This is a genomic window from Ruegeria denitrificans, assembly GCF_001458295.1.
Classification (GTDB): Bacteria; Pseudomonadota; Alphaproteobacteria; order Rhodobacterales; family Rhodobacteraceae; genus Ruegeria; species Ruegeria denitrificans.
The window spans coordinates 1-26,555 of the sequence record NZ_CYUD01000005.1 but is presented as its reverse complement, the minus strand read 5'-3'; the positions used below and the strand labels follow the sequence as shown (position 1 = coordinate 26,555).

Below are 26,555 nucleotides of genomic sequence, written 5' to 3'. Positions count from 1 at the left end.
TGCGTCAGTCGTCCGAGCCCCGTGCCCTTGCTCCACTGACTCTGGCTCCGCTAACACGTGCTCCGCTAACTCTGGCACCACTGACCCGCGCACCACTCACTCGGGCTCCGCTGACGCGGGCGCCGCTGACAGCCGGGCTGTCAAAGCCGAAATAAAGGTCCAGCAGAACCTGTTCAAACTGACCGGTCATAACGTCCATGCGGATGGTGAAATCGGCTTTGTTGTAATCCCACACCCGGATGTCATCCGCGAACTGGAAGTCAGCTGAAGCAATACCTGTGAGGTCGGGATTGTTCGGCGCGCGGGATGCAAGCCCACCCGGAGCATTATCTTTGCCATCCGATTTGTTAACGAACTCGCCATCCCCGTGCACAAGGAAGATAACCGGCTCCGGCAATTCGTAATACACGCCCTCATAGGCGAACCCATAGATTCTGGCCAGCTTGCCTCCATCCAGAAACTGGTCGCCAAGGAAATTGTTTACACCTTTTCCACGACGACGTTTGCCTTTGTATTCGAATTTCTGTTTCGGCGGAGTGCCTTCCGGTTTAAGTGTTTGCTTCCAAAACGTACGTTTGTGCTTTGACCCTTTCTTTACAAAAACGAAGTCACCTTTTGCTTCGTCTTTGCGGTCTTCCAATACAAGATTGGCGCCTGTTTTCTTGACCTTGTAAACTCCTGAAATATCGTCGTCGCCAATCTGAACAAGCACTTTGTCCCCGACTTCAACGGTCACGTCATCAATTATTCCACTGGTGATATCTGGTTTTGCCGTCAAGCTTTCGTCGATGATTGCCACACGAACACGCGTGTCCTTCTTAAGTTTAAGATCATCAACTGCACGACCAAACAACAACACTTCTGAAAAACTGAGCAAGGATTCAGACATCTCATTTCCTCCCAACTATGGGATCGACGGAGTCAGGACCCTCATCTCCCCCCTTAAAAGAACTCGAATAAATAATTCGAGCAAATACGTTCCAAAAATCACCCCATGATTGCATGCCATAAAACCTTGTAAAAATAAAGGATTTTAGGCGCTAATCCGGCACTTGCGTTCGAACTGAATGTGAATGGCTGTCTTCTTCCGGGTCTGGCAGACGGGGGCCGGCGGTTGTCAGGCCAATATCGCGCATACGGAAATTGCCCTCGATAATACGGCGGAAGGCACCACCGGTAATCTCTTGATCGACGGCCAGCAGAGCCTTTTCCACCCCAAAATAGCTGAGCATATCCGCGTCCAGCCTCTCCCACGCGTCGGCCAGATAGGTGCCCAGATAGTCGCGTGCTTCAAGCAGCGCGATGCGGAAACCTTCAGGGTTTTCGGCATATCGCTTGTCAAAGATATCCTGCATCACTTGGCTGTATTCGGGGGTGCCTTCCAGCTGGTCCGAAAGCTCTTCCTCTTCGGCAGAGATCAGGCCATGTAGCAGCAACCGTTCGTGATAGATATCGACGAAAACGTCGAACATCGCACCGGTCAGAGGTTCAGACAGGGCGTGTTCGCTGGACCAGCCAGCGGCGAATTCCGACAAGGACCGGTCGTTGGCAGCAATCCGGATTTGTGCGTTTTCCGACAGTTCGGCAAAGCGGCTGAGGCGGTTGAACGTATAGAGATTACCCCGCGTGTTTTCGAGCAACGTGTCCACCACCGAACCGAAATGCAGTGACGCCAGCAAGGCCACAAGGTCGGCGGCGGATTCATGAAACCCGTAATATTCGCCCGAGGCATCCCCATCAGAGGGCATGCCGATCACGCTATAGATGATGGCATGGCCAATCTCATGCGCGACGACGTCGAAATTCAAACTGTAAGGACGGTATTCATCCCCATGTTCATGCGTACCGCCGGTTTCCAGAAATCCCCAACCGATATGAGCGTTGTCCAGGCTGGGCAGCAACGATAGCTCCAGCCGGTCGAAATCGCGGGAGAAATGCCACGGGATCGGACGATCGAAATATCCCTGCCAGACATCCATGGTGAAATGGGCCGAGCCATACAGATGCGCGGCTTCAAAGGCCGGGTCGGTTGGGTCGATATGGATGAAATTGCCAAGCGCATCAGGCATGGCAGGGGGTTGGATATAACCATTCCACGGGGGCAGATACATGCCCGGCCCGTTCGGCCCAGGCACAATCGCGCCGTATGGGGTGGTTTTCCCGACCGGGTTCACTGTGTACATGCGCGGCCCCGACGGACCCGGGCCGACGCTGCCTTGCGGGGCAGAGATTTCGACCAGTTCCAGCGGGGCATCAGGTTCCAGAAAGGGCGACTGCGGGTACAGCAAGAACCGGGTGCCGGGTTCTTCGTCTTTGATCTGTTCGGGGTAGTTCATAATACGCCCTCCCGTGTCGTGCCCGGTCAAATCCGTCGGCCTGTTATTCTGCGGCTCCGGCGTCGGCACCTCTATGGCAATATAAAAATTCAGCTTCTATCAGTTCATAAAACGCGTCGCGCCCGTCCAGACCAAGCGCAACTGCGTAAGAGTCAAGATCATCAGGCACCTCTTGGTCAAGACGAGATTCAAAATACCACATCAGCACGCGCAACCGATCCACCCCGGAGGAACCCGCCGGAATGGCACGATGTGCTTTTCTGTCTGCCCTGTCCCGCAGCTCGGTATATTGGTCCGCACGGCGCAGCTCTGACAACAGTTGCGCTTCCAAAGAACCGGCGCGCGATGCAATGGCAGCATCAATCCGGGCAGCGTCGGCCAACATTGTTTCATAGCTATCCGCGTTCAAATCGTTTGCCTCGATCCAATCCATCAATTCGGATCGTCGCGAAAGACCTGTTGTTGCCCTGTGATCGTCCATCTGCCGGATCAAGTCCGCACGCTCAGGTTTACGATCCCGTCTTGAGGCATCCTCGCGCGCCAGCAACGCAAGAGCGGCGCGATGTTTCAATTGCGCGTAGAGCGCAGGGTCCAGCCGCAGCTCGTCGACGACTGCGCGGTCGGTGGTTAGCTCTCCGGCATCGACCCGGGCACACAGAGCTTTCCACATCAGGGTTGGTTCGGTGCGCGTGGCTTCGGACTTTGGCTGAACGGCTCCGGCCAGATGCTCGGACATGCGGGTCAGCATGGCGCGGGCATCATCTGCCTTGGCGTCGATGCGGCCTGTCGGTAACCAGTCGGAAAACTCAGAGATACCAGGCAAATCCCGCATCGCAGAAATTATGTCTGCCCAGATACGCTTGCGGTAATGCATGGCCTTGGTGATTTGCAGTATTTTGGACGCGGTGTCCGCCGGCAGTACGCCTGCGGTCTGCGCTTGCGCCACGGTCGCGCGGATCGACACCATCGGCTCGCTGAGAGGCTTGAACCCAAGCTCGGCGGGGCTGTGCAATACAGCAACTTCATCGTCATCCTGCAGGACATCGTTGTAGTAATCCTGAAAGATCTGGCCAACCCCAATCATTCCGAAATCAGCCAATTCAGCCGCGCGCAAAGCGCCCATGCTGGCACTGCCAAAGACCGGAATCCCTTGCTCCATCGCCCAGAGGATTTCCTTGTGCCAGACCGAGGGCACCCCTTCGAAAAATCCGTCTATGATGCCGATTGCTGACGTGTTTGTACGGGCGACACGATAGACATCTCCTTGTCGGACTGGCGGCAGGATGGTTGCATCCAGATGTTTGGTAACTGTCTCGAGCGTCAGGGTCGGGCCCACAAATACAACTGCCGTCATGCCAGCCCTTCCACTATGCGTCGAGCGCGCGGACCGGGTATGTAATCCGGTTCGTCATGCGGTGCCTCCAGCCCGGGGATCACGGCCCGGATCACGGCGATGTCCAATTCAGGGCGCGACAGGTCAACGGTAACCACTTGCGGGATGCCCACGGCGGCAAGCCGTTGCAACAATAATTCCAGATCTTCTTCAAAGGATGCGGTTACAAATGACGGGCAGTCGCCAAAACTTTGATCCGCCGCCGCATCGTCGATCAGATCACGCACATAGCGGCCCCGATCCATTTTCGCCTGATCGGTGAATTCTTCGGGATCCAGGTCATCCCGAGCACCTGAGATATAAGTCAGCCGTGTCTGCGCTGCTTCGGTCAAAGACCGCAGCAGGGCAATCGCGCGGTCCGGATGACAGCCATCGCCGATACCAATATGGCCGGGTTGGCCGCCGCCTTCGCAAACCACACAGCGGAAACTGGCGATGCCAATGTCCGACGTTGTGTTCCACAGCCCTATCTCTAACCCGGCTGCGGTTATCATCTCGATGGCCTGTCGGCAGCGTGGGTCATCCACACTATTCGGATCAAGGCGGGGGGTGCCCGCGCGATGGTGCCACAGCGTTGTGGCATCCCGTTCGATCAATTCGCAAATGGCGTGACAGCTGGCCTCAACCACGTTGTTACCCGACGCCAATCCGTTGGTGGTGCGCGGAAAGGCGGCCTGACCCCCGACCGGAGCGCTGGTATAGTCTGTATCGACCATCTCAAGCGGAACCCAGCACGCGCGATTGGCGCCCAGATCACGCCCCAGAACCCACAGCATGTTAGAATGAGGATCAAACCGCCCACCCGTCACGCGAGGTAATCCGGTCACGTCGACCACCGTCGCTTCTTGCGTCAGTTCAGCATATCTGGCCAACCGCTGCGGTAATTGCACCCGTTCAGCGTGCCAGGATTCAATTGCCTCCATCACGCCCGAGGCCTCGGCCGCACGCAGCGACAACCCTTTGCCCAATGACACCGCGACTGACCGGGAGTTGGGTCGCGCCACCATCACCGTGGGCAGACCGATCCGGTCAAGGCCGGTCAGGTTTGCAACCCGGGTGATGCCCATGCCCTTTAGAAACGGTTTGACGATTTGTAGGGTTTGCTCGGGGTCGCGTAGCCGATGCGTGTCCAGCACATATTGCTTCTGCGATCCATCGGGCATGTTTCGGGCCTTGCTAAAATAGTCGACCACAACGTCAAAATATCTGCGCCGGGCCAATCTGTTAGGCCGCAGGATGATGGATCAGACCCCGTCGGTCAACCGTCGCGGTTCTCAGACCGTTTTCAGGTCATCCATGTGTTTGATCGCATTACTCCCATGCCGGGGGAAACTGGGCAGGAGGTTTCAGTGCAGAAGCGACTAACCTCGCAAATTGTTTGAACAGGCAAGATCCTGTTTGTGATTGACAGTTCCCGAGCTTTTATCCCGCTATCTCGGATACGACGCGTCGAGTTGCTTAAATCTTCCGCGTTCCACATCTCCGCAAGCGGCAGGTCCAATTTCCGAAAATGCTCGGCCCTGCACGGCAGTTCCTTGGATACATGCAACGAGATTTTGTCCCCGAGAAAGTTCAGAACATATGAATAAACAGTTCTGCGCCCCTTCAAATGGTTGCACACGCCGGTATCACCATCATCATGAGAGCACAGGACAGTCAAAATATCGTCAAGCTCACCAACGCTGGCCATCCTGTTGCGCGCCGATGTAAGGCAGCTTTGACTGTTTGACGAAGCCGGGTCGTTATCGGATTCAAACATCACCTGATGGTTGCTTTTGACCAGAAAATAAGATGCCTCCTGAACCCGGATTTCATGTCCGCGCGCTTCGATACAGGCAACTGTCTTACCGTCTACCATAATCAGGCTGCCAACCCAGGTCGGGTTGTCTGCCAGATGCATCCTGATCGCAGAAATGGCCGACTGGACGTCGTGGCCCTGCCGCTAGGCGATCTCGACCAGAATGTCATAGTTGCGACCGTTCGCAGGTGTGAAGCTGACATGCGCGTTACAACATAACAGCCCATGTTCGTTGGCGCCGATTGACAGCCCCGAGAACACCGCTTCGCTGTCATCGGTTGCGGCAAAGTTTTCCACACCGGATACCCCGAACATTGATGGATCGGAAATCAGATGTTCATCAAAGTTTAACAACCCGAAATCTTTGTTCTTGAACAGATAATAGTTGCCATCGTCCAAATTTATCGCACCGATTGTGCACATGCGGCTTGGTCCTTTGTCAGAGATGTTTTGGCAATTCAGCATTCGGTTCTAGTTGGCGGCAGAGCGGCGAAAGCGTTCTTCTAGCGGGGCCTGCCCCAGTTCCAGCAGGAAAGACAAAGCCCAATAGATCAGTGCTGCGGTGATCAGCATTTCGAGAATTCGGAATTTGCTGCGGACAGCGGAGCGGGCGACATACATCAGGTCCCAGACGCCAACGACCGAAACCAGTGAGCTGTCTTTCAACATCGCAATAAAGCTGTTGCCCGTCGGAGGGATAATGATCTTGAACGCCTGCGGCATGATCACTTTGCGAAACGCTACGCCTTTTTTCAAACCCAAGGCTGCCGATGCTTCCCATTGACCGGGATCGATGCTTCGGATGCCGGCCCGGTAGATTTCAGTCATGTAACCGCCATAACGCAGGCTGAGCGCAGCAAGCCCCGCTGGGATCGGGTCGACGATCAGGCCTATCTGCGGCAAGCCCAGATGATCAGAAAAAGCTGCGCCAACAGCGGCACACCCCGAAAAATGAGGTGAAAAAATCGACCGCGCCCATTGCGATCCCATTACCGGAAAGTTTGGAAACTGACCCAAGCAGAGCAAGCCCGAACGCGATCACAATAGATGCCAACGACACGTACAAGGTTGTCACGATACCTGTGGTGAACAGGAACAGGCGCAAAAGTTCGGCCCATACGAGGATGCGCTGAACCTACGGTCGGCAGCCAAAAGCAGGAACAGGTTTAAGGTCACGATCAGCGCTAGAACCAGCGTCGCCGATACCCTTTCCGATACCCCCGAGGCCAGTTCACCTGCCTCGGGTGCATAGAAAAAGCGCAGGAATGTTTCCCCGGAAAAGCCCGCCCAATATCCGATCAGGAAAACCACCTTGCCAGCAATCAGCGAACATTCGGCATTGAACCGGCGTGAGCGTTTAACTGTGGGGTAGGCGGTCAAGCTCGAGAGGATTTCCGGTTTGTCCTTTCAGGGTATGAAGATCAGTTTGCCGACGTTTAGTCGACGCCATGCCACTTCATCGACAGCTCGCGCAGGGTTCCGTCTTTGCGCATTTTGTCACGATGTCAGCGACCTTTCCGACAAAGTCAGTACCCCCCTTGCCGACTGCAACCGACAGCAGTTCGAAAAAGACCGGCTCGCCCAGCTGGCGGACTGGCAGACCGTTTTCAACTGCAGACAGGATTGTGGGCAACGATTGCAGCACCGCATCAAGGCGCACGCCGTTACCCAGGCGAAGGTCATCAAACTCACTCATACCAGTGCCATAGTTTTGATCTCAGCCGGTTGGACCTGATAGTCGAATTCCGGCACGCCCGCGGCGTCGATCTTGAGGTCATGTTGCAATTACAAGTGATAGGTCGACGAAGGAGTCACACCGATTACCTTTTCTTTCAGGTCAGAAATAATTGCACCATCGAAATCTTCGTGAACGGCAAATGCGGCCGGCGTGTAGTAGTAGACTGCCGGAAATTCCAGGGCTTCGGCGCGTTTTGCCGTGGGCGTCATCGATCCAACGACAATATTCCAGCGCCCAGCGGTCATCGCTTCCCAACCGGGCGTCACGAACTCGGTCTCGGCCCCAAGGCGTTTGGCTACTCGAACGCCACATCAACGTCGAACCCATCCATTTCGTTTTGATCGTTCAGGAAGGCCTGCACTGCCCAGTCCGAGTTGGTGGCAACCTTGAGCACTATTGTGCCTTCGATCCGATCCAGGGTTTCACCGGCAATTGCCGCAGCAGCAAGCCTCGCAGACAGGATTGATACTGATGCGATTTTTCCAAGGAGTTTGCCGGCTGCGTTCATTCTCCAAAGCAGCGACAGAGCTTGGATTGACCCAACCAACAGTCAGCTATCGCGTCGGTAAACTTGAAGCGCTGCTTAGCGGTCAGCTATTCACCCGCACAAGGCGAGGGATCAACATCACCGACGCAGGACATCGGTTCTACCGCAAAATTCAACCTGGACTTTCCGATCTTGCGGTGCGCCCCGACAGCCATGCCAACGCCCAACCAGGGCCTGGCCTCAAGGTCATCCCGATGTTTTCGGATCGCCAAATTGCAGTTTGCAGCCCTTCCTTATTCTCTGTCGAACAAAATGAACTGGAGCAGACCTGCAACTTCTCTCAGATTTAGAATCCCGTTATGCCGCATGCCGAGACCGCGGATACCTGGGATCGTTATCTGAAAAAGATCAGCTATCCATCCAGCGCATTGCGGCACGGACCAGTGTTCAGCAATGCAGATCCTACGCTTCGCGCTGCAATCTCGGGAATGGGAATCGCATTGACGCGCAGCTCTTACGATGCTGAATTTCTGTCCGCTGGAGCGTTAAGAAAACTTCCCTTTCCAAAAGTGGATCCAGAGTTCAACAATGTTCTTGTTTGCCGCACGGTATCGTACAAAAAAAGTCCCTTCGAAAATCTTTCGACTGGGTTTTGAGCGTGCAGGAGAAATTCCAGTCAACCTAGAATAGCTTGCGAAAACTGGTCGGTTTCGTAGGTCAAGGGAATTGCGCTTCGCTTCAAGACTTAAGATATTTAATTTAACATAACTCTTCCTATGCGCCCGAAACCACATTTTGAACAGCTAACCGAAAGACCTGCTGAATGGGTGTCGGCGCAACATCTGGGCGGGTCATCAACCCGACTGGACCCTGGGTCAGTTCAGTATTGATCGGCAACTTGACCAATCGACCATCCGCGATTTCGTTTGCGACCACCCCACCTGAAATAATCCAGATTGCATCGGTTTGGCGGGTATAGACACGCCCAAATGCGCCTGACACTGTTTCCACCCGATTTGGAATCTCGCCGATACCACATGCAATTAGAAAACGCTCAACCAGCGGGCGGATTGCAGATCCTTCCGGAGGGAAAATGACCTGCCAGTCAGCTATCTTGTGCAGATTGGGATCTTTGAGCAACGGGTGACCTGGACGGACCACAAATTCAACCTGTTCGTTGTAGAGTTGCGTAAATGAAATTCCCTGCATCGTTTCCGGGCGGCCCAGACGTCCTATGACCAAATCCAGTTGGCCATGTCGCAGGCGATCCACCAGATACCCATGTGGACCGTCGACGATCTGGAGGGCTGCGTCAGGGGCAAGCGCATCGAACTCTCTGACAACCTTGGGCATTATCCAGGCGGCGACGCTTGGAAGCGCACCAATTGTCAGCTTTTCTTTTTCCTTTCGCCCGGCGCGTTCCACTCCGTCCAGGCCTTGCTGAAGACTTGCCAGAGACATCTGCGCAAAGTGCAGAAAAACCTGCCCTTCTTCGGTCAACGCCACACCTGAACGACTACGTGTCATCAAAGGGGCCTCGACGATTTCTTCGAGCTCTTTCAAGGTCTTTGAAATCGCCGGCTGGGTCAGAAACAGCTTTTCAGCTGCGCGTTTCAGGCTCTTTTCCCGCGCAATTTCCACAAAAGACTGAATATGGCGGAACTTGATGCGTCGGTCGATCATTTTCTTATCTCTTTGGGCAACTAATTTAGCCGATAACTCATTTTACATTTCAGTTTCAATACATCAATCTACGGTCAGGAGACCCCAGTATGAAATCACAAGTTCTTATTATTGGCGGTGGCCCATCGGGTTTGCTGCTTAGCCAGCTGTTGCACCGAAAAGGAATCAATAGTGTGGTGCTGGAACGAAAGACTAAGGAATATGTCCTTGGTCGCATAAGGGCTGGCATTCTGGAAACGGGCTTTGTCAATCTGATGCGTGAAGCTGGGGTTGCCGCACGTATGGATAAAGAATGTTTTGTGCATGACGGCACAGTCATCTCGTACGGCGACACCCAGTTTGAGATAAACTTCAAAGAACATACGGGCAGCCATGTGGTCGTCTACGGCCAGACCGAAGTTACACGTGATCTATACGAAGCACGCGAGGCGATGGGCGGTAATATCATCTTCAACACAGAAGATGTCACCATTCACGATGCCGACAGCGACGCGCCTTATGTGACCTATTCGACGGACGGTACGACGCACCGGATCGACTGTGAATTTGTTGCCGGATGTGATGGTTTCCATGGGGTTAGCCGCCAAACCATTCCGCTAACAATCCGCAAGGAATACGAAAAACTCTACCCATTTGGTTGGCTAGGTATTCTGTCGGAAACACCTCCGGTCCATGACGAGCTTATCTATTCAGGCTCGGACCGAGGGTTCGCTTTGTGTTCGATGCGCAATGAAAGTTTAAGCCGTTATTATATCCAATGCTCACTGTCGGACTCGCCCGACGATTGGACCGACGACGCGTTTTGGCGGGAATTGAAACGCCGCATTCCCAGGGAATTTGCCGATAAGCTGGTGACAGGGCCTTCGATTGAGAAATCAATTGCACCACTGCGGTCGTTCGTGACCGAGCCGATGCGCTGGGGACGATTATTCCTGTGCGGAGACGCTGCCCACATCGTACCGCCGACCGGAGCCAAAGGTCTGAATACAGCCGCCAGCGATATTCACTATCTTTACAATGGATTGGAACAATATTTCGAGGACGGCGACAGCGAAGGCATCGACCGATATTCGGAAAAAGCGCTGGCCCGGATCTGGAAAGCCGAACGCTTCAGCTGGGCGACGACCAATCTGTTGCATCGCTTTCCGAAACAGAATGAGTTTGATCTGAAAATGCAGCAAGCCGACGTGAACTTCTTGCGGGATAACCGCGAGGCTCAGTCGGTTTTTGCGCAAAACTATGTCGGCCTGCCCTACTGATGCGGATAGCCCGGCTGGATAACACGAGCCTGCATTGGCGCGAAGATGGCGACCCGGACGGGTATCCAGTGGTCTTCGCTAACTCGTTGGGCACCGACCTGAGGGTGTGGGACAAAATCGTTCCGCATTTGCCCAAAAATTTACGTCTGTTCAGGTTTGATAAACGCGGGCACGGTCTGTCCTCCTGCCCGCCCGCTCCATACTCGATGGCGGATTTGGCACGCGACACCGAGAACCTGCTGGACCAACTTGGTGTTTCCAACTGTGTTTTCGTCGGTCTTTCAATCGGTGGTATGATCGGACAATCACTGGCTACACACCGCCCCGATCTTGTCCGGGCGCTCGTTTTGTCAAACACAGCCGCGAAACTGGGCGAGGCCGAGACATGGCAGGACCGGATCAATGCGGTGCGCGCCGATGGAATTGCGTCTTTGGCCGAGCCTATTCTGGACCGCTGGTTCAGTGCGGCATTTCGACAAAACACAGAGGTGGCGGCCTGGCGCAACATGCTGACCCGAACTCCATCTGAAGGATACATTGGTTGTTGTGCCGCCATCGCGGGTACAGACCTGAGGGCCACAAGCGCGGAACTACATCTTCCGGTTCTGGCTATTGGCGGGTCGGAAGATCTGGCCAGCCCCCCTGAGTTGGTCAGAAGCACGGCTTCGCTGATCCCGGGCGCAACATACAAAGAAATAAAGGGCGTGGGGCACTTGCCATGTGTCGAAGCGCCGGAGAAATTTGCCACTTTGATCGGCGATTTCATTGAGGAGACATTGAATGGCTAACCGTTATCAACAAGGCATGGATGTGCGGCGGTCGATTCTGGGTGATACCCATGTCGATCACACCGAAGGCTGCAAAACTTCTTTTGATGAGCCGTTTCAGACTTTGATTACCGAAGGGGCCTGGGGCACGGTTTGGGCGTCTGACGGTATTTCGGATCGGGAACGCTCGATGTTGACACTGGCGCTGCTGGCTGCACTTGGGAATTTTGAGGAAATCCCGATGCATATACGCGCCACGGCCAATACCGGAGCAAGCAAACAAGATGTTTTAGAGGCCTTTCAACATGTGGCTATCTACGCGGGCGTTCCGCGCGCCAACCATGCGCTGAAGCTGGCCAAACAAACCTATGATGAAATGGAACAAGATTGACACGAGAAACGCGCGAACGTTTCCGTATTGAAAAGGAATATGTCGACATGGTGAAACCGGGCGAATTCTACCAGCGTGATCGTAAGTGGCATCCCCCCGCATATGCTCAGAACTATAAGACGTCGACATCGCGGTCGCCGAAACATCCGCTGATAAGTCTGCAGAATTCCATGAGCGAAATCACTGGTCCGGTCTTTGGGCATGATGATGTTGATCCGATAGATAGGGATTTGCTGTCTAACTTTGCCAAACCCGGTGAAGGCCCGATTGGCGAACGGATCATTCTGCATGGGCGGGTTCTGGATGAAAACGGTCGCCCCGTGCCCAACACACTTGTGGAAATCTGGCAAGCCAACGCCGGGGGGCGATATCGCCATAAGAAAGACACCTATCTTGCCCCAATCGATCCGAATTTTGGCGGGTGCGGGCGCTCAATTACAGATGAAAACGGGTATTACTATTTTCGAACCGTGAAACCCGGTGCCTACCCTTGGCGCAACTGGGTCAACACCTGGCGCCCCGCGCATGTTCACTTTTCCATCTTTGGGACGGCCTTTGCGCAACGTCTGATCACGCAATGTTATTTTCAGGGGGATCCGCTGATCCGGCTATGCCCCATTGTGCAGGCGATTCCTGACCCGGAAGCAATAGAACAGTTGGTTGCAACGCTGGATATGAACGCGACGATCCCTCTTGATACGATCGCTTACAAATTCGACATCGTCTTGCGGGGTCGCCGGTCCACCCTGTTCGAGAACCGGCTGGAAGGGAACTGATCCGATGCCTCAAGAGCTGAACTATCTTAAGGAAACTCCGTCTCAGACCGCTGGCCCATTTGTTCATATTGGCCTTGCGCCCGGTGCGGCCGGATTCGATATCTATAGAACTGAGCTGGGTTGGGATATTGCCGGACCCAATGCCAAGGGCGATCGCATCCGGATCGAAGGTCTGGTCATCGACGGGACAGGCAACCCGCTCAAAGATGTGCTGATCGAGGCATGGCAAGCCAATGCCGATGGAATATACGCCCACCCCGAGCATGCGGGTGAGGTCGAAGCTGGGTTTCGTGGTTGGGGCCGCGTGATAACCGATTTTGAAACCGGCGAATGGGGATTTGATACGGTAAAGCCTGGCTTAGTTCCCGGTCGTTCAGGCATGACGATGGCCCCTCATATCAACCTGTGGATCGTGGCACGGGGCATCAATGTCGGCCTTAATACCCGCCTCTATTTCAGCGACGAGGAAAGGGCGAACGCCGCTGATCCGGTTATTAATCTGGTTGAATGGGAAAGCCGCCGCCAAACTTTGATTGCTCAGCGCTCCGAACGAGATGGGCAAGCTGTCTATCGGTTCGACATACGCCTTCAGGGCGAGAACGAGACTGTGTTTTTTGATATCTGAGCTTTCGGCCTGCCCCTTCCCTTTCGTTGCTTAGGGGCAGGTCAGCTATTCCGAAAGATATTCGCCATGAATAAACCATGCAACATCTGCGTCGCCATCACCGGCTCATTACCAACCAAAGCGAACAACCCTGCGGTTCCAATCAGCGTTGAAGAGCAGATCAAAAGCACGCAAGAAGCGTTTGTGGCGAGTGGTGCGCGGCCGGCATCGGGCCAAACCTGATTGTCGTCCATGAATGGACTATCGCGACTGGGGGGGGCATACCCGCACCTGTCTGGAAGACAATGTAAGGCTTGTGCCAATCCCGGTGAAGCCCGTAAAATCCTTGGGTTAGCCGCTGCCTGAGGAGTAGTAGATGGTCGTCATTAAAGCCGGTTTGTATGTATCGAGTGATGTATGAGTGACGTTTTCGATCACCCATGGCTCGGTGGATTGTTTGGCGACGATGAGGTCGGTCAAACGCTTTCCACAGATGTTCAACTGCAACATATACTGGCTGTCGAGGCTGCGTATACTGTCGCTTTAGGTGCTGTGGGGCGGATTGACCCTCAGACTGCCCAAAATGCAGCCAGTGCCATCAGGGACGTCGCGATTGATGTAGACGAGCTTCGTGAGGGCGTCGCCATCGACGGTGTCGTCGTGCCCGCGCTCGTGCGATCCATAAAGGCGGCTTTGCCAGACAATTACCGCTCCGCCGTCCACAGCGGGCTGACGTCACAGGACATAATCGACACCGCATTGATCCTTTCATTGAAGACATTTTGCTGTCTGTTCTCGGAACGCCTGTCTGATTTGAAAGAGCGGCTGAGTGCCCATCGCGACGCTCTTGGTGAAAACGAGTTGATGGGTCGCACCCGGATGCAGGCCGCGCTGCCAATGAAAGTCGCGGATCGAATGAACAGTTGGATTTTGCCGATTGACGACCATCTTGTCCGACTGGATCAGATCAAGCCACGTCTATTGAATCTTCAATTAGGTGGTGCCGTCGGAAATGGTGCCGCTTTGGGAAAGGATGCAGGGCAGATTGGCGCAGAAATGGCCAAGACACTTGGCTTGAATGTTGCGCCCAGAAGTTGGCACAATCGCCGCGACAGCATCACTGAATTCGCGGGATGGCTATCGTTGGTTTCCGGTTCGCTGGGCAAGGTCGGTCAGGACGTTGCACTGATGGCTCAGCAGGGGATTGATGAAATCGGCCTTTCCGGCGGAGGCGGCTCATCGGCCATGCCTCACAAACAAAACCCCGTGAAGGCGGAATTGCTGATCACATTGGCACGCTATAACGCCACCCTGCTTTCAGCGATGAATCACGCGCTTGTTCATGAGCAAGAGCGTTCCGGCAGCGCCTGGTCTTTGGAATGGATGGTGCTGCCGCAGATGATCCAGACCACCGGCAGAGCCCTCGGGGTCGCGCTGGAACTTGCGGATCAGATCGAGCGATTGGGAAAGTAACTCAAAAGTTGGCAATTCAGGATTACATCCCCTGCCAAATTAGACAGCTTCTGTATTGGACAAAGTGGCCCCAAGAATACCCCCTACCCGGCCAATATTCGCGGCAGCCAAAGGGTAAGCGCGGGGAAAGCAATCAGAACGCCCACACGTACAATTTCGGCAGCGAAAAACGGTAGAACCCCCAGAAACGTATCCCGCATCGGAACATCAGGTGCCTGAGCCGAAATAATGAAGACATTCATCCCGACGGGTGGCGTGATCAATCCAAGTTCGACGACAATAAGCGCCAAAATACCAAACCAGATCTTGAGGTCTTCGGTATCCATACCGAACGGCGACATATCCGCGGTCGCGTAGTCGCCGCCATTGATTTCAACCAGCACCGGCCAAAAGAACGGAATCGCCAACAAGATCATCGAAAGGCTATCCATGAGACAGCCCAGCAGGATCAGGGCAAACAACAAGACCATCAGGGTGGTCATGGGTGTCAGGCTGGAATTGGCCATCATTTCCGCCATCGCTTGCGGCACGCCGCCCCGCGACATGAAAATCTTTAGCAATTCGGCGCCCAAAAGAATCAAGTAGATCATCCCGGTTGTCCGTGCCGTTTCCAGCAGAGCCTCGCGACCAGCACTCAGGGTGACTTGCCCTCGAAACAGGCCAAACAAGGCCACCATAACGACCCCAACTGCCGCTGCCGGCGTCGGGTTGAACAGACCAAAATAAATCCCCCCGATCACAACTCCAAAGACCACTCCAACAGGCAGCACATTCAACGTGGCGCTGATCAGTTCTTGCCTGGAGGCGGACTCGCCGCGAGGTCCGGCATCCGGTTTGACCAGTACGTAGATCAGAATAGTCAAGATAAAGAAGGCGACCGCAATCAGACCAGGAAACAAGGCTGCCATGAACATGGTCACAACATTGGCCTCAACAATGATGGCATAGATGATCAGAACCACCGAGGGGGGAATAAGGATGCCCAGAACGCCGCCTGCCGCAATGGTTCCTGTCCCCAGCGTGGAAGAATAGTTGTAACGCTTGAGTTCGGGCAACGCGACCCGACCCATCGTCGACGCTGTGGCCAATGATGATCCGCAAACGGCACCGAATCCGGCGCACGCTGCAATGGCAGACATTGCTACGCCACCGCGCATCCATCCAAGCCAGGCATTGGCAGCGCGGAACAGATCCGCGCTCAATCCCGTCCGCGATGCAATCGCCCCCATCAGAACGAACAGCGGAACAACGGACAGGTCGTAGATCGAAAACTGACCGTAAGCCAAATCCTTAAGCTGGCTTAGAACAATCATTGGACCGTTCAACAAGGCAATACCTACGCCGCCTACTGTAATCATTGCGTAAGCAATGGGCATTCGGATCGCGATCAGAAAAACAAGCGCCCCGAGGCCCAGAAATCCGATCGTAATGCTGTCCATGGATCAGGCCCTGCTTTTCCGAAATGTTCCGACGGCCTCGGTGAGCGTTATCAGCGAAGCAGAGAAAAGAAGAACAAGAGATATCAGGACCGGAACAAATGCCCACCAGATTGGAATTCCCAAAATTCCCGTAAACTCTTCATATTCCCGATAATCCTGCAGGCCGACGCTCATCCGCCAGATCAGCAAAGCAGCAAACAACAAAGCGACAATCGCTGCCAGAATTGACATCAACGCCACCGAAGTCGGCCCGGCCTTCATGGTGAAAATATCGGCCGACACGTTGGCCCCCACTAGTTGGCAGTATGGCAGGAAACAGAACGCGGCAATCGCCGCGCCCATCTCGGTCAGTTCGAAATCCCCTGGAAAAGGCTTGTTGATAATGGCTCCGGCCAGGATCGACCAGGCATTCACCAGAACGACGCCAATCAGGACAAAGCCGCCGATAAGCGCCCAGCTTGTGATCAGGTAGCGGGCAATAAATTCCAACTTTGTCACGCCGCCTCCATTCTGCTGCCGCATCAGATCACTGCGAACTCATGTTCTGAGAAACAAGGCTGACGGCACGGTCGTATATGGCTTGCCCATCAATGCCTTTTTCATTCATCTCAGCGATCCAGCGTGCCGCCACCGGTTCAAGCGCCGCTTCAAACGCATTCCATTCTTCACTGCTAAGCTGGATATGCTCGTTCCCGGCCTTAGTGGCGATGCCTATGCCGAACGCTTCGGATCCGTCCCAGATTTCACCCACTTCAGCGTGCCATTCTGGACCTGAATTTTCGATGAAAATCTGCTGAATATCCGCAGGCAAACTGTCCCAACGATCCTCGTTCATCACAAGCGAAAATGTCGTGGTTCCCAACCTTTTCCCGCCTGGACCTTCGATCTGGTATTCTGTTTGCTCCTGTATTTTCAGCGGGGGAATAATCTCGAACGGGATCAACGCTCCGTCGATGACTTTCTTTGAAAGAGCGACGGGAATTTCACCGACCGAGGTTTGTACGGGGCTGGCCCCTAACGCTTCCAACACCCATGCGCCAGTCCGTGACGGTATGCGGATTTTTTTACCCGCGAATTCTTCCGGTGACCGTACCGGTTCGCTGGCCATGTGAATAGCATTGCCGCCGTGAACATGCTGGAACAAGGCCACGAGGCCTTTGAAATCTTTCGACAGTTCGTCGGGGTACATTTCCAGCATTGCCTTGTTCACCGCGGCACTTTCGCCTTGATGGACTCCGGGCAGTTCGAATACCTCCGTCCGGGGAAAAGCGCCCGAAGCATAGGCGTTTACCATCCAGACCATATCGACAACGCCGTCACGCGCCTGACGCGGCAATTGCGGTGGTTTTCCACCCAGCGTCATGGACGGAAAGATTTCGATCATGATGCGCCCGTCCGAGGCCTCCATGATCCGTTCGGCCCAGGGCTCGAGCATCTTTGCATGCGCCGGTGCTTTTGGGCTTAGAAAATGGTGCAACTTAAAGTCGAACTCAGCAGCCAACGCCGACGACGAAATGCCTGTGGCCAATAAGGCGCCAATAACCGAGTTTTTGATTGTATGGAACGCGTTCATTCTTTTCTCCTCCCAACCCTGTCGAACTCTCCAGCTTACAGCAACCGATAGAAATCACGTATGCAAGTATGATTTGCCAGTCGTTCACCCTTACCGGTGAGGAGTACTTGGCCCGTTGTCGACCACGCTGTCGTCGTGACGCCCTCCCCCAGTTCAACGCAAGCTTAATTCTAATTATATTTGATTAAAATTGAGATTTTGCAGGGTATAGTTTCTAGTTTCTGCAACTATATAGGGGAAATTCATCAGAAAAGATCAAGCATCTGCGGATGCTTTAGCCCCCGTCATCTGCATGCGAATAATCACGGGATCACAAGGACTCGTTCAGCTTCACCCCCAGTCGTGCCTGAATTTGCTGACTGAACCCTTGGGTGATGCGGTCGGCGATCATGGCAATGATGGCCATACCAATTCCTGCCGTCATACCGACTCCGAAATCACCGTCTCCAAGACCGATGTAAATCTGCTGACCCAGATCGTCGGTTCCAACCAGTGCCGTGATCACCAGCATCGAGATACCGAACATAATCGTCTGGTTCAAACCCAGCATGATTGAGGGCACCGCCAGCGGCAGTTTCACCTGCCACAGCAATTGACGGGGCGTCGTGCCGATGGCCGTTGCGGCCTCAATCACGTCATGCGGAAGATTGCGCAGCCCGTGTTCAGTGTAACGGATCGCCGGAACGATCGCGTAAACGATGATGGCCAGAAGGGCCGTGAATTCGCCGATTTTGAACACCATCACAAATGGGATGAGGATCACGAACAAGGGCATGGTCTGCAGCGTGTCAATCACGGGCCGAACCATGCGCGATACGGTGTCATTCTCGGACGCCCAGGTGCCGATCGCGCTACCGAAAATAAAGGACAGAAGTACGCCAACGCCGCAGAGGTACAAGGAAATGACCGACGGCTCCCAAATCCCGGTCAGCAGTAAGAAGGCGACCCCCGCCAACGCCCAGAGGGCAAGGTTTTTGCCCCCGGCCTGCCAGGCAAGAGCCACGATGACAGCACTAAGCGCCACCCAGGCCAAACCGGTCAAACCGGAATACAGAACCAGCGCGAACAGGATCACCCAAAGGGCCGGAAGCAGCTTTCCTTTGAAGGAGAAATACGCAGCCACCGCTGCGACGATCAGGGAATAGCCCGTGGTTACCGCCGGAGTCATGGCGAAACCCCAGGTAAATGGGCTGACGGCCTGAGACAGCCCGATCTTGATCGGCAGCATCAAATAGAAAAGCGCGGCCCGTTTGATCGCCTCAAGCACAGTGCGGAATTCGACAAAAATCCACTCAAGCCCCGCGTTCATTGCGGGGGCCGGGTTCAGGACCCAAGCCTCGGGCCAGTCCTTGAAGGGCGGGAAGAGCAAAGCCAGCAGCCAGGCCGCGCCAAACAGTACGGCGCAGATGATCCAGCCTGCAGCACCGCGCTTGGTTGGGCTGGATTGCACTGCAAACCCCCACGTGATCCGGTCGAGCACCATGGCCATCAGCGCGATCACGATCCCGGCCAGCAGGCTTTCGCCGAACTGCGCTTTGCGCATGGTCGAAAGGACCTCCCAACCGATATCGTTGGTGCCGCCGATGATCGAAGCGATGATCACCATAGACAATGACGCCATCGTCGTCTGGTTTACCCCCAACAGTATCTGCCGCTGTGCTGTGGGAACCCGCACGCGCCAGAACAGTTGGGACGGGGTGGCACCACTCATAAGGCCGGATTCGATGACCTCGTCCGGAACTCCGCGCAAACCCACAATGGTGTTGCGCACCATCGGCGGAAAGGCGAACAAGATCGAGGCGACCAAACCGACAGTCGTGCCGAAGCCAAACAACAACAGGATTGGCAGTAAATAGGCAAAAGCGGGCACCGTCTGCATCAGATCAAGGATCGGCATGATGATCCGATAGGCCCGGTCGGACAGAAACCCCCACGTTCCTAACGCGAAACCCAGCGCAACCGCCATCGGGATCGACACAACAACCAAGGCGAAGGAGTTCATCGACTGGGACCAGAACCCAAACGTGACCATGTACATAAGACTGATGGCGGTGAAAATCGCTAACCCTCTGCCCCCGGCACGCAAGGCCAGATAGATCCACAGCACAAACCATGCGGCCCATGGCACTGCATGCAAAAGCGACTTTGCCAGTAGGATGGGCCAATCCAACAGCCAGGAAATGGCTTTGAAGAACCACCCAAAAGTCACGACAAACCACCGCATCGCGGTGTTCATCGGATCGGTCACCGGTAACACCAGTGCATCAGGATAGATGACCAGTGGTCCAAGGTTTTTGGCAAACACGACGCAGATGGCCACAAGCACCGTCACCGCAAGCCAGACCACCAGCGATCTATCGGAAGATGAATCCATGAAGTCAGTCCTTGACCGCAGAGGCGTCGGATACACCGCTGGCCAAAGCGGCAATCACGTTCTGGCTGGTCATATGTACCAACGTGTCGTCCTTTCGCACGGCCACTCCGCTGTCATGCGAGGCCAGATAGGGCAGCAGATCCGCAACATTGGTCGAGGCTGGAACCTCTTTGATCCCTGCCGGCGGAGCATTGCCCGAGGCTACATCGCCTGCGGTCAGGATTAGCTCCCACGGGACGTCTTTGGTGAATTCGCGCACATAATCGTCGACCGGGTTCAGGATCAAGTCGACCGGTCGCCCGATCTGGACCACCGCGCCGTCTTTCATGATTGCCATCCGGTCTGCGATGCGCAGCGCCTCTAGAAAATCATGGGTAATGAATACGATGGACTTGTGCAGCTCTTGCTGCAGCCGCAGGAATTCGTCCTGCATCTGGCGGCGGATCAAGGGGTCCAGTGCACTGAAAGGTTCGTCCAGAAACCAGACCTCGGGCTCCACGGCCAAAGACCGCGCGATCCCGACACGCTGTTGCTGACCGCCAGACAATTGGCTGGGGAAACTGCTTTCGCGCCCCTCCAGACCAACCAATGAGATCACACGCTTGGCGCGTTCCAGGCGTTCTTTGTCACCCAGACCCTGCAGTTTCAGCGGAAACGCCACGTTTTCCAGAACGTTCAGATGCGGCATCAGGCCAAAGCTCTGGAATACCATTCCCATCTTGTGACGGCGAATGTCGATCAGCTCCTTCGAGGAAACCTTCAGCAGGTCCTCGCCATCCAGCAGGATTTCGCCGGCCGTGGGTTCGACCAGACGGGACAGGCAACGCACGATGGTGGATTTGCCCGAACCCGAAAGCCCCATGATCACAAAGATCTCGCCGGGCAGGACGTCAAAGCTGACATCGGTCGAGGCAACAATGCCACCTTCATCGCGAATGCTCTGCGCTAGGTCCCTGGCCTCGGCCGCGCCCTGCCCTGCGACGTCGATGTTGCGCAAATGTTGATCAGCCCCCTTTCCGTAAAGTTTCCAAACATGTTTGCAGGACAGTTTCGGGGTGCTGGTCGGAGAAGATGCAGTCATTTCGGCAACCTTGAAAAAGGGTGGAGCACGCCTGAGGTGCTCCACCAACGTCAGATAGAGTTACTGTTTTGCCGCTGCAACCCAGGGCTGCCAGACGTCTTCGTTCGCACCCATCCATTCGGCCACAACTTCTTTGACCTCACGCCCGTTCTGGTCCACTTCAAGGATCAGTACGTTCTGCACGTCGTTGGTCAGATTCATCAGCTCGACCATCTTCATTGCATCAGGATAGCTTGTGGCAAAATCCTTCGCGACGATCTTGTCAACTGTCGCTTGCTGGAACCCACAGGCCTCACCGCGTTTCTGGCTGGCTTCGTCGCAGGTGCCGTGCGGCGTGTCCCATTCGACCCAATTCACATCGGTTTCGGCGAAAACCCAATGCGGCTGCCACATCATCATCAGGATCGGCTGTTCGGCGGCTACGGCGCTTTTCAGTTCGGCCAGCATTGCGCCCTCAGAACCACCCGGAACCGGTTTGAAGGGCAAGTCGATCAAGTCCACCAGATCGGCCGACCGGGTACCCCAATCCGCAGGATAGGTGATCAGACGACCGTCCGGGAATGTATCAGCGGCGGCAAAAGCCTGCGCGCAATCATACAGCGCCTCATAGGCGGGCAGGCCTGGGCATAGTTCGGCCATGTAGGGCGGGTAAATCCAGCCTTCCTGCGGCTCAAGTCCCAAACCTCCGACAACGATAATATCACCGGCCTCGACGGCTTTGGGATAGATGTCGCCGACATTATTGGTCCACAGTTCGGGTTGATAGTGCAGGCTTCCCTCGGCAATGGCAGCTAGCTGCGGCACGGCTCCCGCAGTCACGTATTCGACCTCGTGACCCAATTGTTCGAATAAGGCCCCCGCAAAATGGGCCGAGATATGTTGGCCTGTCCATTCGTTGACCGCAATCTTGATGGGATCGGCCAAGGCGGTGCCTTGACCTAACAGTATTGTAGCTGAAGCCAGCAAGGCGGGCTTCAGAGTCTTTGAAAATGTCATTGTGTGACCTCCGTTGGTGAACTGGCTGTTTTGGCCTTTTTTTCTACCGTATCGAAAAACAGCACGGTTGCAGGGTTTTGATCCTGCGGGCTGTTTTCCATCAACAGTCTATTTTACTCTTTCGAATGCAAACTTGCTTCGCATCTGTCTAAGCGTAACGGCGATCCTAACATGAGAAAACGCCCTATCAAGAAAATGCGTCGCAAATATCCGACCATGAAACACAGTCACAGTTCGTTTGCTGACAATTCCACGGTAAATGCCTTTTTTGCTGATGCATGAACTACTTGGCGCAACGATTCACCTGGATAGGTTCAGACGGTTGTTTGCATCTGGAAACCTGGGCGCCGCACAGAGTGCAGATTGTAAAAAATTCTTGAATTCTTAAGAAATCAAAGGCTATTTGGCATCTGTACGATTGTTTTTGTTATTACGAGCACCCCATGGCGACAACGTTTACTGTCTTTACCCTCGGCAACCAACAAATCTGGGACACGGTCGAAGGGAACCAAACCCTCTCAACCGGCGCAGTAAATTCGAGCCTTGGCACTTATGGGTCCGCAACCAGCCCGTTGTTCGACAGCAGGCAGACATTCGGGCCGGGGGGCACTGGGTTCAGTGGCGGGGATTCCACGGCCTATGATCTGGACAACAATGCCTCGAACGATCAGTTCAGCATCGACGGAGGGCCGGCACAATCCTTTGATGCAGCAATGCAGTTCAATGCCGTCATTACCTATACCGATGGTAGCACCGTCAATATCACGGCTGTTGTTTTTCAGGATAGCAACGGCAACACATATTGGGCGCCAGAGTTCGAAGGAAACGCGGATCAGGATGCGATTGACGCCAGTGCGATTCAATCACTCCAGCTGGTCTCGCCAATCTACGCGAACGGCTTCAATACCGGATATTCTCTGTTTGGGGAAAGAGCTGATTCTGACCCTCTGTGCTTTGCGCAGGGGGCGATGATTGCCTGTCCGGACGGGCCCCGTCCCATTGAATCCCTGCAGGTAGGGGATCAAGTGCTGACTATGGATAGCGGCGCACAACCGATTCGATGGATTGGTCGACGTACCATGGCCGCAATCGGAAAATTTGCACCTATCAGAATTCAGGCGGGTGTTTTGGGTGCAGTAGAAACATTCGAGGTTAGCCCGCAACACCGCCTTTTGCTGCAAGGGGCCGAGGTCGAGTTACAGTTTGCCAGCCCGCAAGTTTTTGCCGCGGCCAAGCATTTAGTCGATGGTCATGGGATATCAGTACGGACAGGCGGGGAAGTCGAGTATTTCCACCTGCTGTTTGATGATCATCAGATTATCTGGGCCAACGGCGTCGCATCCGAAAGCCTGCTGTTAGGCAAAGCAGGAATTGCCACACTGGACGAAGAAAGCGTCATGGAAATCCAGACCTTGTTCCCAGAGATTGATGTGACTTCGGGACAGGGGCATCATTCTGCCCGCCCAATCCTGAAATCCTTCGAAGCGACATTGTTGGCAGCGCAACGTGTGTCAGCGCATACAAAACTCTTCGCAAAAGCTGCCTGAGAAATAGGGAAAACACTTGTTTTCTAAGTGGTGCGGGTGGAGGGCATTGAATACGCTTTCCTATACGTTCTTTTCTGTTCCGGTGTGTTCAACAAAAATGGCAAATCATTGTAAATATAGACATTTTACATTCCGGGTTGTTCCGAGGCGCTCCATTTTATACAAGATATCGAAGTGGGACTGAAAGTTGGACCAATTTGAAGATCAATCGAGCAATGCGCCAATCCAACAAGCTAAGTGGAGCCAAGGTCAGAACTGCCGATGCCGGCAAATTCGGCGATGGTGGCGGGCTCTGGCTGCACAAGCGTGATGCCAGGCAAGGCAAATGGGTACTATTGGTCACCGTGCACGGGCGCCGTAGAGAAATGGGCCTCGGAGCCTATCCGGGCGTATCGCTGAAAGAGGCGCGCGAAGAAGCTGAGAAATGGCGCGCAGTCGTTCGCAGGAACCTGGACCCGATAAAAGAGCGAGAGCGGGAGCGTAGACAGGCAGAGCGGAATTTGAACCTGCTCAAAGACATTTCCCTTGATGCGTTTGAATCCCGTAAGGCAGAGCTAAAGGGCGATGGTAAGGCAGGGCGCTGGTATTCTCCCTTGGAGCTGCACGTACTGCCAAAGCTGGGCAAGGTTCCTGTCGCCGACATTGACCAGATCGATATAAGAGACACCCTAGCCCCGATTTGGCACGAGAAAGCCGAAACCGCCAGCAAGGCAATGGATCGCCTTGGCATCTGTCTGAAGCATGCAGCTGCGTTGGGATTGGATGTGGACCTGCAAGCCACAATGAAAGCTCGGGCACTACTCGGGAAGCAACGCCATAAACCCAAAAACATCCCGGCACTACCTTGGCCAGATGTTCCAAGCTTCTATGCCAGCCTGAACGAAGGCACCACGAGTCACCTTGCGCTGCGTCTGTTGATTTTGACGGCGGTTCGCTCTGGGCCAGTTCGTAAAGCGCACGAGGATCAGTTTGAAGGTGGCGTGTGGACGATCCCCGCAGAAATCATAAAGGGTCGCAGGGATGCGACAGAAGATTTTCGAATTCCGTTGTCGGATGCTGCGCTGGACGTGATTGAAGCAGCAAAGAAGCAGTCGCGTGACGGGTTCCTATTTCCAAGTGTCCGCAAGGGCGTAATCTCCGACGCGACTATGTCCCGCTTGATGGAGCGCAGGGAGTTGGAGGCTCGCCCCCATGGGTTCAGGTCCAGTTTCCGGGATTGGGTCGCAGAAACAACAAACACACCGCATGAGGTTGCTGAAACCTGTCTGGGGCATGTTGTTGGTGGCACCGTTGAGCGCGCGTACCGACGGACGGATCATCTGGACCAGCGCCGGATACTCATGCAGCGTTGGGCGGATTTCGTGACGACAAAGCAAGCAGATATTGTGAGGATTGGCTGATGATTGCTCCAGAAGGATTCAGCACCCTTTTATTTTTCAGAAATGCTGTGCGGTCGGCTATCCTTAATCAAATTTTGGCATACCTTCCCGCTCCTGCGGAGTGAGGAACCCAAAAGACCATATCTGTATCTAATAACGATAGCGCATACCCCGGCTCCGCCATAGTTACTGTGGCGTCTAACGAAATTGTCTCCAAGGTCGCGAGCAACTCTCACCTAAATATTGAGTTTGTTGTCAACGAGCGGACACCGTTCATTAAGATTCCTTCGGAGTTTCTGAGGCCGTCAGTTAAGCTGGTTTACACCGATGAGTCCGCCTCTAAGCAAATACCCCGGCTGGATTTCATTAAGACTTTCAAACAGGGTCAGTTGGCAGAATTTTTGTGTGAGAATGGCTCCCTCGCTATTTCGCTAGTCCATGCTTCGTTGGCAAAAAGAATGGTAGTCAACTACGTAACGGGCTGTATTGATACCAGCGTCCTTGAGGCGGACTGCCGCCACAAGTCTCTGAACAGAGAACTGCGTTCATCTCGGGATGATGTTCTTGACCGCATGGCAGGTTTTGCGGGTGTCGCTACAGACAAAGAAGACAGCCATTCTATGCCCCACCATTGGTCTGACTTAGAGTCCAATAGTTTGCTGAAGATGTTAGCCCCTTACAATGGTTTCCCTTTATTGCTGCGCGAGGAAACTTGTCAAAGCGCGCTAGAATGGCTCGGGATTGAAGCTCGGCATGAATCCCAAGTTGACGAATTACAGCCTAGTGACCAGATTTTAATGGCGTTCGAAGACAGTCCCGCGAACAAGAGCGAAATAAAACTTCGGTTGTTTCCAGACATGAGCGGAAGAGAATTTGACAAGCATTGGTGGGCCGCAAGTCAAATCAACCCAAGTCTGTCAGCGCCGGGTAGAAAAGCGAGTTCGGATAATTAGTGACATGAAAGCCTGCTATATCCCCTGCACCATAAAGCAGTATCACTATTGAAATAGACGTTCGTAAGTTTTTGGCTTCATATCGCCTACGCGATATCATCTTAAGTTATAGATTTCATGCAGTCTTTTTTAGTTTTCCTGGTTTGTTCATCCTTCCGGCATGTTCCATTTCATGCATGAGGCAACCGAGATGTTGGAAAAGCATTACCGCCGCACCGAAGTTGAAGCAATCTCCGACCTGAGCCGCAGTACAATCTACGACATGATGAATCGAGGAGAGTTCCCTCGCCCGGTCAGATTGACCACCAAAGCTGTAGGCTGGCCCGAAAGCTTGATCCGTGGATGGTTAGAGAACCGCCCGGAGGTCATTTAATGAAAAACCCCAACTCCAAGCGCGGAGATGGGGCTTTTCCAGTGACATCAACTGCCACCCTAGCAAGTTCAGTTGATGCCACAGGATGCCCCGCGCCGACAAGACAAAACGAGCGCCGGTACTACTGGTCGCCCC

29 protein-coding genes and 1 pseudogene are annotated in these 26,555 nt (G+C 54.3%); 13 read left to right on the top strand and 17 right to left on the bottom strand.

Annotated features, from left to right (window positions below):
* Window positions 1–4 precede the first annotated feature (4 nt).
* The 10 genes from RUE5091_RS08620 to RUE5091_RS23550 form a co-directional block, all read right to left on the bottom strand.
* A complete protein-coding gene (locus tag RUE5091_RS08620) occupies window positions 5–889 on the bottom strand; it encodes a hypothetical protein (protein ID WP_058281508.1) in 885 nt (294 codons plus the stop codon).
* Between the two features lie 151 nt (window positions 890–1,040).
* Window positions 1,041–2,336, bottom strand: coding sequence for a gluzincin family metallopeptidase (locus RUE5091_RS08615; RefSeq protein WP_058281507.1), 1,296 nt, complete (start codon window positions 2,334–2,336; stop codon window positions 1,041–1,043).
* Between the two features lie 43 nt (window positions 2,337–2,379).
* The gene (locus RUE5091_RS08610) at window positions 2,380–3,690 is read right to left on the bottom strand and encodes a TfuA-like protein (RefSeq protein ID WP_058281506.1); all 1,311 of its coding nucleotides are present in this window, start codon (window positions 3,688–3,690) and stop codon (window positions 2,380–2,382) included.
* The gene (locus tag RUE5091_RS08605; protein WP_058281759.1) at window positions 3,687–4,892 is read right to left on the bottom strand and encodes a YcaO-like family protein; all 1,206 of its coding nucleotides are present in this window, start codon (window positions 4,890–4,892) and stop codon (window positions 3,687–3,689) included. The genes RUE5091_RS08610 and RUE5091_RS08605 overlap by 4 nt, the downstream gene beginning before the upstream one ends.
* Window positions 4,893–5,014: 122 nt before the next feature.
* Window positions 5,015–5,629: a hypothetical protein gene (locus RUE5091_RS08600; RefSeq protein WP_058281505.1), complete on the bottom strand. Its 615-nt coding sequence runs from the start codon at window positions 5,627–5,629 to the stop codon at window positions 5,015–5,017.
* A 42-nt stretch (window positions 5,630–5,671) separates the two neighbouring features.
* A complete protein-coding gene (locus RUE5091_RS08595; protein ID WP_131726289.1) occupies window positions 5,672–5,950 on the bottom strand; it encodes a hypothetical protein in 279 nt (92 codons plus the stop codon).
* Window positions 5,951–5,998: 48 nt separating this feature from the next.
* Window positions 5,999–6,544 carry an amino acid ABC transporter permease gene (locus RUE5091_RS08590; protein ID WP_243470742.1) on the bottom strand — a complete coding sequence of 182 codons (546 nt, stop codon included), beginning with the start codon at window positions 6,542–6,544 and terminating at the stop codon, window positions 5,999–6,001.
* Window positions 6,545–6,598: 54 nt separating this feature from the next.
* Entirely contained in the window at window positions 6,599–6,907 is a 309-nt protein-coding gene (locus RUE5091_RS22595) for a hypothetical protein (RefSeq protein ID WP_082643589.1), read from the bottom strand.
* Window positions 6,908–6,983: 76 nt separating this feature from the next.
* Window positions 6,984–7,223: a type 2 periplasmic-binding domain-containing protein gene (locus RUE5091_RS23555; protein ID WP_243470741.1), complete on the bottom strand. Its 240-nt coding sequence runs from the start codon at window positions 7,221–7,223 to the stop codon at window positions 6,984–6,986.
* Between the two features lie 89 nt (window positions 7,224–7,312).
* Entirely contained in the window at window positions 7,313–7,531 is a 219-nt protein-coding gene (locus tag RUE5091_RS23550) for a type 2 periplasmic-binding domain-containing protein (RefSeq protein ID WP_243470740.1), read from the bottom strand.
* Between the two features lie 205 nt (window positions 7,532–7,736).
* Between RUE5091_RS23550 and RUE5091_RS08580 the strand changes: the two genes are divergently transcribed.
* Complete coding sequence (locus RUE5091_RS08580; protein WP_082643588.1) at window positions 7,737–8,102, top strand: LysR family transcriptional regulator; 366 nt, start codon at window positions 7,737–7,739, stop codon at window positions 8,100–8,102.
* A 9-nt stretch (window positions 8,103–8,111) separates the two neighbouring features.
* Entirely contained in the window at window positions 8,112–8,408 is a 297-nt protein-coding gene (locus RUE5091_RS08575) for a type 2 periplasmic-binding domain-containing protein (protein WP_058281502.1), read from the top strand.
* A gap of 118 nt (window positions 8,409–8,526) precedes the next feature.
* Here RUE5091_RS08575 and pcaQ read toward each other — a convergent pair whose 3' ends face one another.
* Window positions 8,527–9,435, bottom strand: coding sequence for a pca operon transcription factor PcaQ (pcaQ, locus tag RUE5091_RS08570; RefSeq protein ID WP_058281501.1), 909 nt, complete (start codon window positions 9,433–9,435; stop codon window positions 8,527–8,529).
* Between the two features lie 89 nt (window positions 9,436–9,524).
* Between pcaQ and pobA the strand changes: the two genes are divergently transcribed.
* From pobA to RUE5091_RS08535, 7 genes and pseudogenes are all read left to right on the top strand, one after another.
* Entirely contained in the window at window positions 9,525–10,694 is a 1,170-nt protein-coding gene (gene pobA / locus RUE5091_RS08565; RefSeq protein ID WP_058281500.1) for a 4-hydroxybenzoate 3-monooxygenase, read from the top strand.
* Window positions 10,694–11,482, top strand: coding sequence for a 3-oxoadipate enol-lactonase (pcaD, locus tag RUE5091_RS08560; protein ID WP_058281499.1), 789 nt, complete (start codon window positions 10,694–10,696; stop codon window positions 11,480–11,482). Before pobA ends, pcaD begins: the two co-directional genes overlap by 1 nt.
* Window positions 11,475–11,852, top strand: coding sequence for a 4-carboxymuconolactone decarboxylase (gene pcaC / locus RUE5091_RS08555; protein WP_058281498.1), 378 nt, complete (start codon window positions 11,475–11,477; stop codon window positions 11,850–11,852). The genes pcaD and pcaC overlap by 8 nt, the downstream gene beginning before the upstream one ends.
* A 47-nt stretch (window positions 11,853–11,899) precedes the next feature.
* Window positions 11,900–12,628 (top strand): protocatechuate 3,4-dioxygenase subunit beta, encoded by a 729-nt coding sequence (gene pcaH / locus RUE5091_RS08550; protein WP_058281758.1) that lies wholly within the window; start codon window positions 11,900–11,902, stop codon window positions 12,626–12,628.
* Window positions 12,629–12,632: 4 nt separating this feature from the next.
* On the top strand, window positions 12,633–13,253 hold the full coding sequence (gene pcaG, locus RUE5091_RS08545) for a protocatechuate 3,4-dioxygenase subunit alpha (RefSeq protein WP_058281497.1): 621 nt from the start codon (window positions 12,633–12,635) through the stop codon (window positions 13,251–13,253).
* 66 nt (window positions 13,254–13,319) lie between these two features.
* Window positions 13,320–13,451 (top strand): annotated as a pseudogene (locus RUE5091_RS22890) (3-keto-5-aminohexanoate cleavage protein); the annotation flags it as partial.
* A gap of 198 nt (window positions 13,452–13,649) precedes the next feature.
* Complete coding sequence (locus RUE5091_RS08535; protein WP_058281495.1) at window positions 13,650–14,705, top strand: 3-carboxy-cis,cis-muconate cycloisomerase; 1,056 nt, start codon at window positions 13,650–13,652, stop codon at window positions 14,703–14,705.
* An 83-nt stretch (window positions 14,706–14,788) separates the two neighbouring features.
* On the opposite strand, the gene RUE5091_RS08530 is transcribed toward RUE5091_RS08535, so the two are convergent.
* The 6 genes from RUE5091_RS08530 to RUE5091_RS08505 all read right to left on the bottom strand — a co-directional run bounded on the left by RUE5091_RS08530 (window position 14,789) and on the right by RUE5091_RS08505 (window position 22,168).
* Entirely contained in the window at window positions 14,789–16,144 is a 1,356-nt protein-coding gene (locus tag RUE5091_RS08530; RefSeq protein WP_058281494.1) for a TRAP transporter large permease, read from the bottom strand.
* Window positions 16,145–16,147: 3 nt separating this feature from the next.
* The gene (locus RUE5091_RS08525; protein ID WP_243470739.1) at window positions 16,148–16,642 is read right to left on the bottom strand and encodes a TRAP transporter small permease; all 495 of its coding nucleotides are present in this window, start codon (window positions 16,640–16,642) and stop codon (window positions 16,148–16,150) included.
* A gap of 28 nt (window positions 16,643–16,670) precedes the next feature.
* Window positions 16,671–17,717 carry a TRAP transporter substrate-binding protein gene (locus tag RUE5091_RS08520; protein ID WP_082643587.1) on the bottom strand — a complete coding sequence of 349 codons (1,047 nt, stop codon included), beginning with the start codon at window positions 17,715–17,717 and terminating at the stop codon, window positions 16,671–16,673.
* 310 nt (window positions 17,718–18,027) lie between these two features.
* Complete coding sequence (locus RUE5091_RS08515) at window positions 18,028–20,091, bottom strand: ABC transporter permease (RefSeq protein WP_058281492.1); 2,064 nt, start codon at window positions 20,089–20,091, stop codon at window positions 18,028–18,030.
* A gap of 4 nt (window positions 20,092–20,095) precedes the next feature.
* Window positions 20,096–21,172 (bottom strand): quaternary amine ABC transporter ATP-binding protein, encoded by a 1,077-nt coding sequence (locus RUE5091_RS08510; protein ID WP_058281491.1) that lies wholly within the window; start codon window positions 21,170–21,172, stop codon window positions 20,096–20,098.
* A 60-nt stretch (window positions 21,173–21,232) separates the two neighbouring features.
* Window positions 21,233–22,168 carry an ABC transporter substrate-binding protein gene (locus RUE5091_RS08505; protein ID WP_058281490.1) on the bottom strand — a complete coding sequence of 312 codons (936 nt, stop codon included), beginning with the start codon at window positions 22,166–22,168 and terminating at the stop codon, window positions 21,233–21,235.
* Between the two features lie 443 nt (window positions 22,169–22,611).
* On the opposite strand from RUE5091_RS08505, the gene RUE5091_RS08500 reads away from it, so the two are divergent.
* The 4 genes from RUE5091_RS08500 to RUE5091_RS08485 all read left to right on the top strand — a co-directional run bounded on the left by RUE5091_RS08500 (window position 22,612) and on the right by RUE5091_RS08485 (window position 26,420).
* Window positions 22,612–23,715 carry a Hint domain-containing protein gene (locus RUE5091_RS08500; protein ID WP_058281489.1) on the top strand — a complete coding sequence of 368 codons (1,104 nt, stop codon included), beginning with the start codon at window positions 22,612–22,614 and terminating at the stop codon, window positions 23,713–23,715.
* A gap of 215 nt (window positions 23,716–23,930) precedes the next feature.
* Window positions 23,931–25,115, top strand: a complete 1,185-nt coding sequence (locus RUE5091_RS08495) for a tyrosine-type recombinase/integrase (RefSeq protein ID WP_058281488.1) — start codon at window positions 23,931–23,933, stop codon at window positions 25,113–25,115.
* Between the two features lie 368 nt (window positions 25,116–25,483).
* Window positions 25,484–26,047: a hypothetical protein gene (locus tag RUE5091_RS08490; RefSeq protein WP_131726288.1), complete on the top strand. Its 564-nt coding sequence runs from the start codon at window positions 25,484–25,486 to the stop codon at window positions 26,045–26,047.
* Between the two features lie 172 nt (window positions 26,048–26,219).
* The gene (locus RUE5091_RS08485) at window positions 26,220–26,420 is read left to right on the top strand and encodes a helix-turn-helix transcriptional regulator (protein ID WP_243470738.1); all 201 of its coding nucleotides are present in this window, start codon (window positions 26,220–26,222) and stop codon (window positions 26,418–26,420) included.
* Window positions 26,421–26,555: the final 135 nt, after the last annotated feature.

Coding starts and splice junctions, on each gene's coding strand:
- RUE5091_RS08620 (WP_058281508.1), bottom strand. CDS start 889: ATGTCTGAATCCTTGCTCAGTTTTTCAGAAGTGTTGTTGTTTGGTCGT.
- RUE5091_RS08615 (WP_058281507.1), bottom strand. CDS start 2,336: ATGAACTACCCCGAACAGATCAAAGACGAAGAACCCGGCACCCGGTTC.
- RUE5091_RS08610 (WP_058281506.1), bottom strand. CDS start 3,690: ATGACGGCAGTTGTATTTGTGGGCCCGACCCTGACGCTCGAGACAGTT.
- RUE5091_RS08605 (WP_058281759.1), bottom strand. CDS start 4,892: ATGCCCGATGGATCGCAGAAGCAATATGTGCTGGACACGCATCGGCTA.
- RUE5091_RS08600 (WP_058281505.1), bottom strand. CDS start 5,629: ATGCATCTGGCAGACAACCCGACCTGGGTTGGCAGCCTGATTATGGTA.
- RUE5091_RS08595 (WP_131726289.1), bottom strand. CDS start 5,950: ATGTGCACAATCGGTGCGATAAATTTGGACGATGGCAACTATTATCTG.
- RUE5091_RS23555 (WP_243470741.1), bottom strand. CDS start 7,223: ATGAGTGAGTTTGATGACCTTCGCCTGGGTAACGGCGTGCGCCTTGAT.
- RUE5091_RS08580 (WP_082643588.1), top strand. CDS start 7,737: ATGCGATTTTTCCAAGGAGTTTGCCGGCTGCGTTCATTCTCCAAAGCA.
- RUE5091_RS08575 (WP_058281502.1), top strand. CDS start 8,112: ATGCCGCATGCCGAGACCGCGGATACCTGGGATCGTTATCTGAAAAAG.
- pcaQ (WP_058281501.1), bottom strand. CDS start 9,435: ATGATCGACCGACGCATCAAGTTCCGCCATATTCAGTCTTTTGTGGAA.
- pobA (WP_058281500.1), top strand. CDS start 9,525: ATGAAATCACAAGTTCTTATTATTGGCGGTGGCCCATCGGGTTTGCTG.
- pcaD (WP_058281499.1), top strand. CDS start 10,694: ATGCGGATAGCCCGGCTGGATAACACGAGCCTGCATTGGCGCGAAGAT.
- pcaC (WP_058281498.1), top strand. CDS start 11,475: ATGGCTAACCGTTATCAACAAGGCATGGATGTGCGGCGGTCGATTCTG.
- pcaH (WP_058281758.1), top strand. CDS start 11,900: ATGGTGAAACCGGGCGAATTCTACCAGCGTGATCGTAAGTGGCATCCC.
- pcaG (WP_058281497.1), top strand. CDS start 12,633: ATGCCTCAAGAGCTGAACTATCTTAAGGAAACTCCGTCTCAGACCGCT.
- RUE5091_RS08535 (WP_058281495.1), top strand. CDS start 13,650: ATGAGTGACGTTTTCGATCACCCATGGCTCGGTGGATTGTTTGGCGAC.
- RUE5091_RS08530 (WP_058281494.1), bottom strand. CDS start 16,144: ATGGACAGCATTACGATCGGATTTCTGGGCCTCGGGGCGCTTGTTTTT.
- RUE5091_RS08520 (WP_082643587.1), bottom strand. CDS start 17,717: ATGAACGCGTTCCATACAATCAAAAACTCGGTTATTGGCGCCTTATTG.
- RUE5091_RS08515 (WP_058281492.1), bottom strand. CDS start 20,091: ATGGATTCATCTTCCGATAGATCGCTGGTGGTCTGGCTTGCGGTGACG.
- RUE5091_RS08510 (WP_058281491.1), bottom strand. CDS start 21,172: ATGACTGCATCTTCTCCGACCAGCACCCCGAAACTGTCCTGCAAACAT.
- RUE5091_RS08505 (WP_058281490.1), bottom strand. CDS start 22,168: ATGACATTTTCAAAGACTCTGAAGCCCGCCTTGCTGGCTTCAGCTACA.
- RUE5091_RS08500 (WP_058281489.1), top strand. CDS start 22,612: ATGGCGACAACGTTTACTGTCTTTACCCTCGGCAACCAACAAATCTGG.
- RUE5091_RS08495 (WP_058281488.1), top strand. CDS start 23,931: ATGCGCCAATCCAACAAGCTAAGTGGAGCCAAGGTCAGAACTGCCGAT.
- RUE5091_RS08485 (WP_243470738.1), top strand. CDS start 26,220: ATGCATGAGGCAACCGAGATGTTGGAAAAGCATTACCGCCGCACCGAA.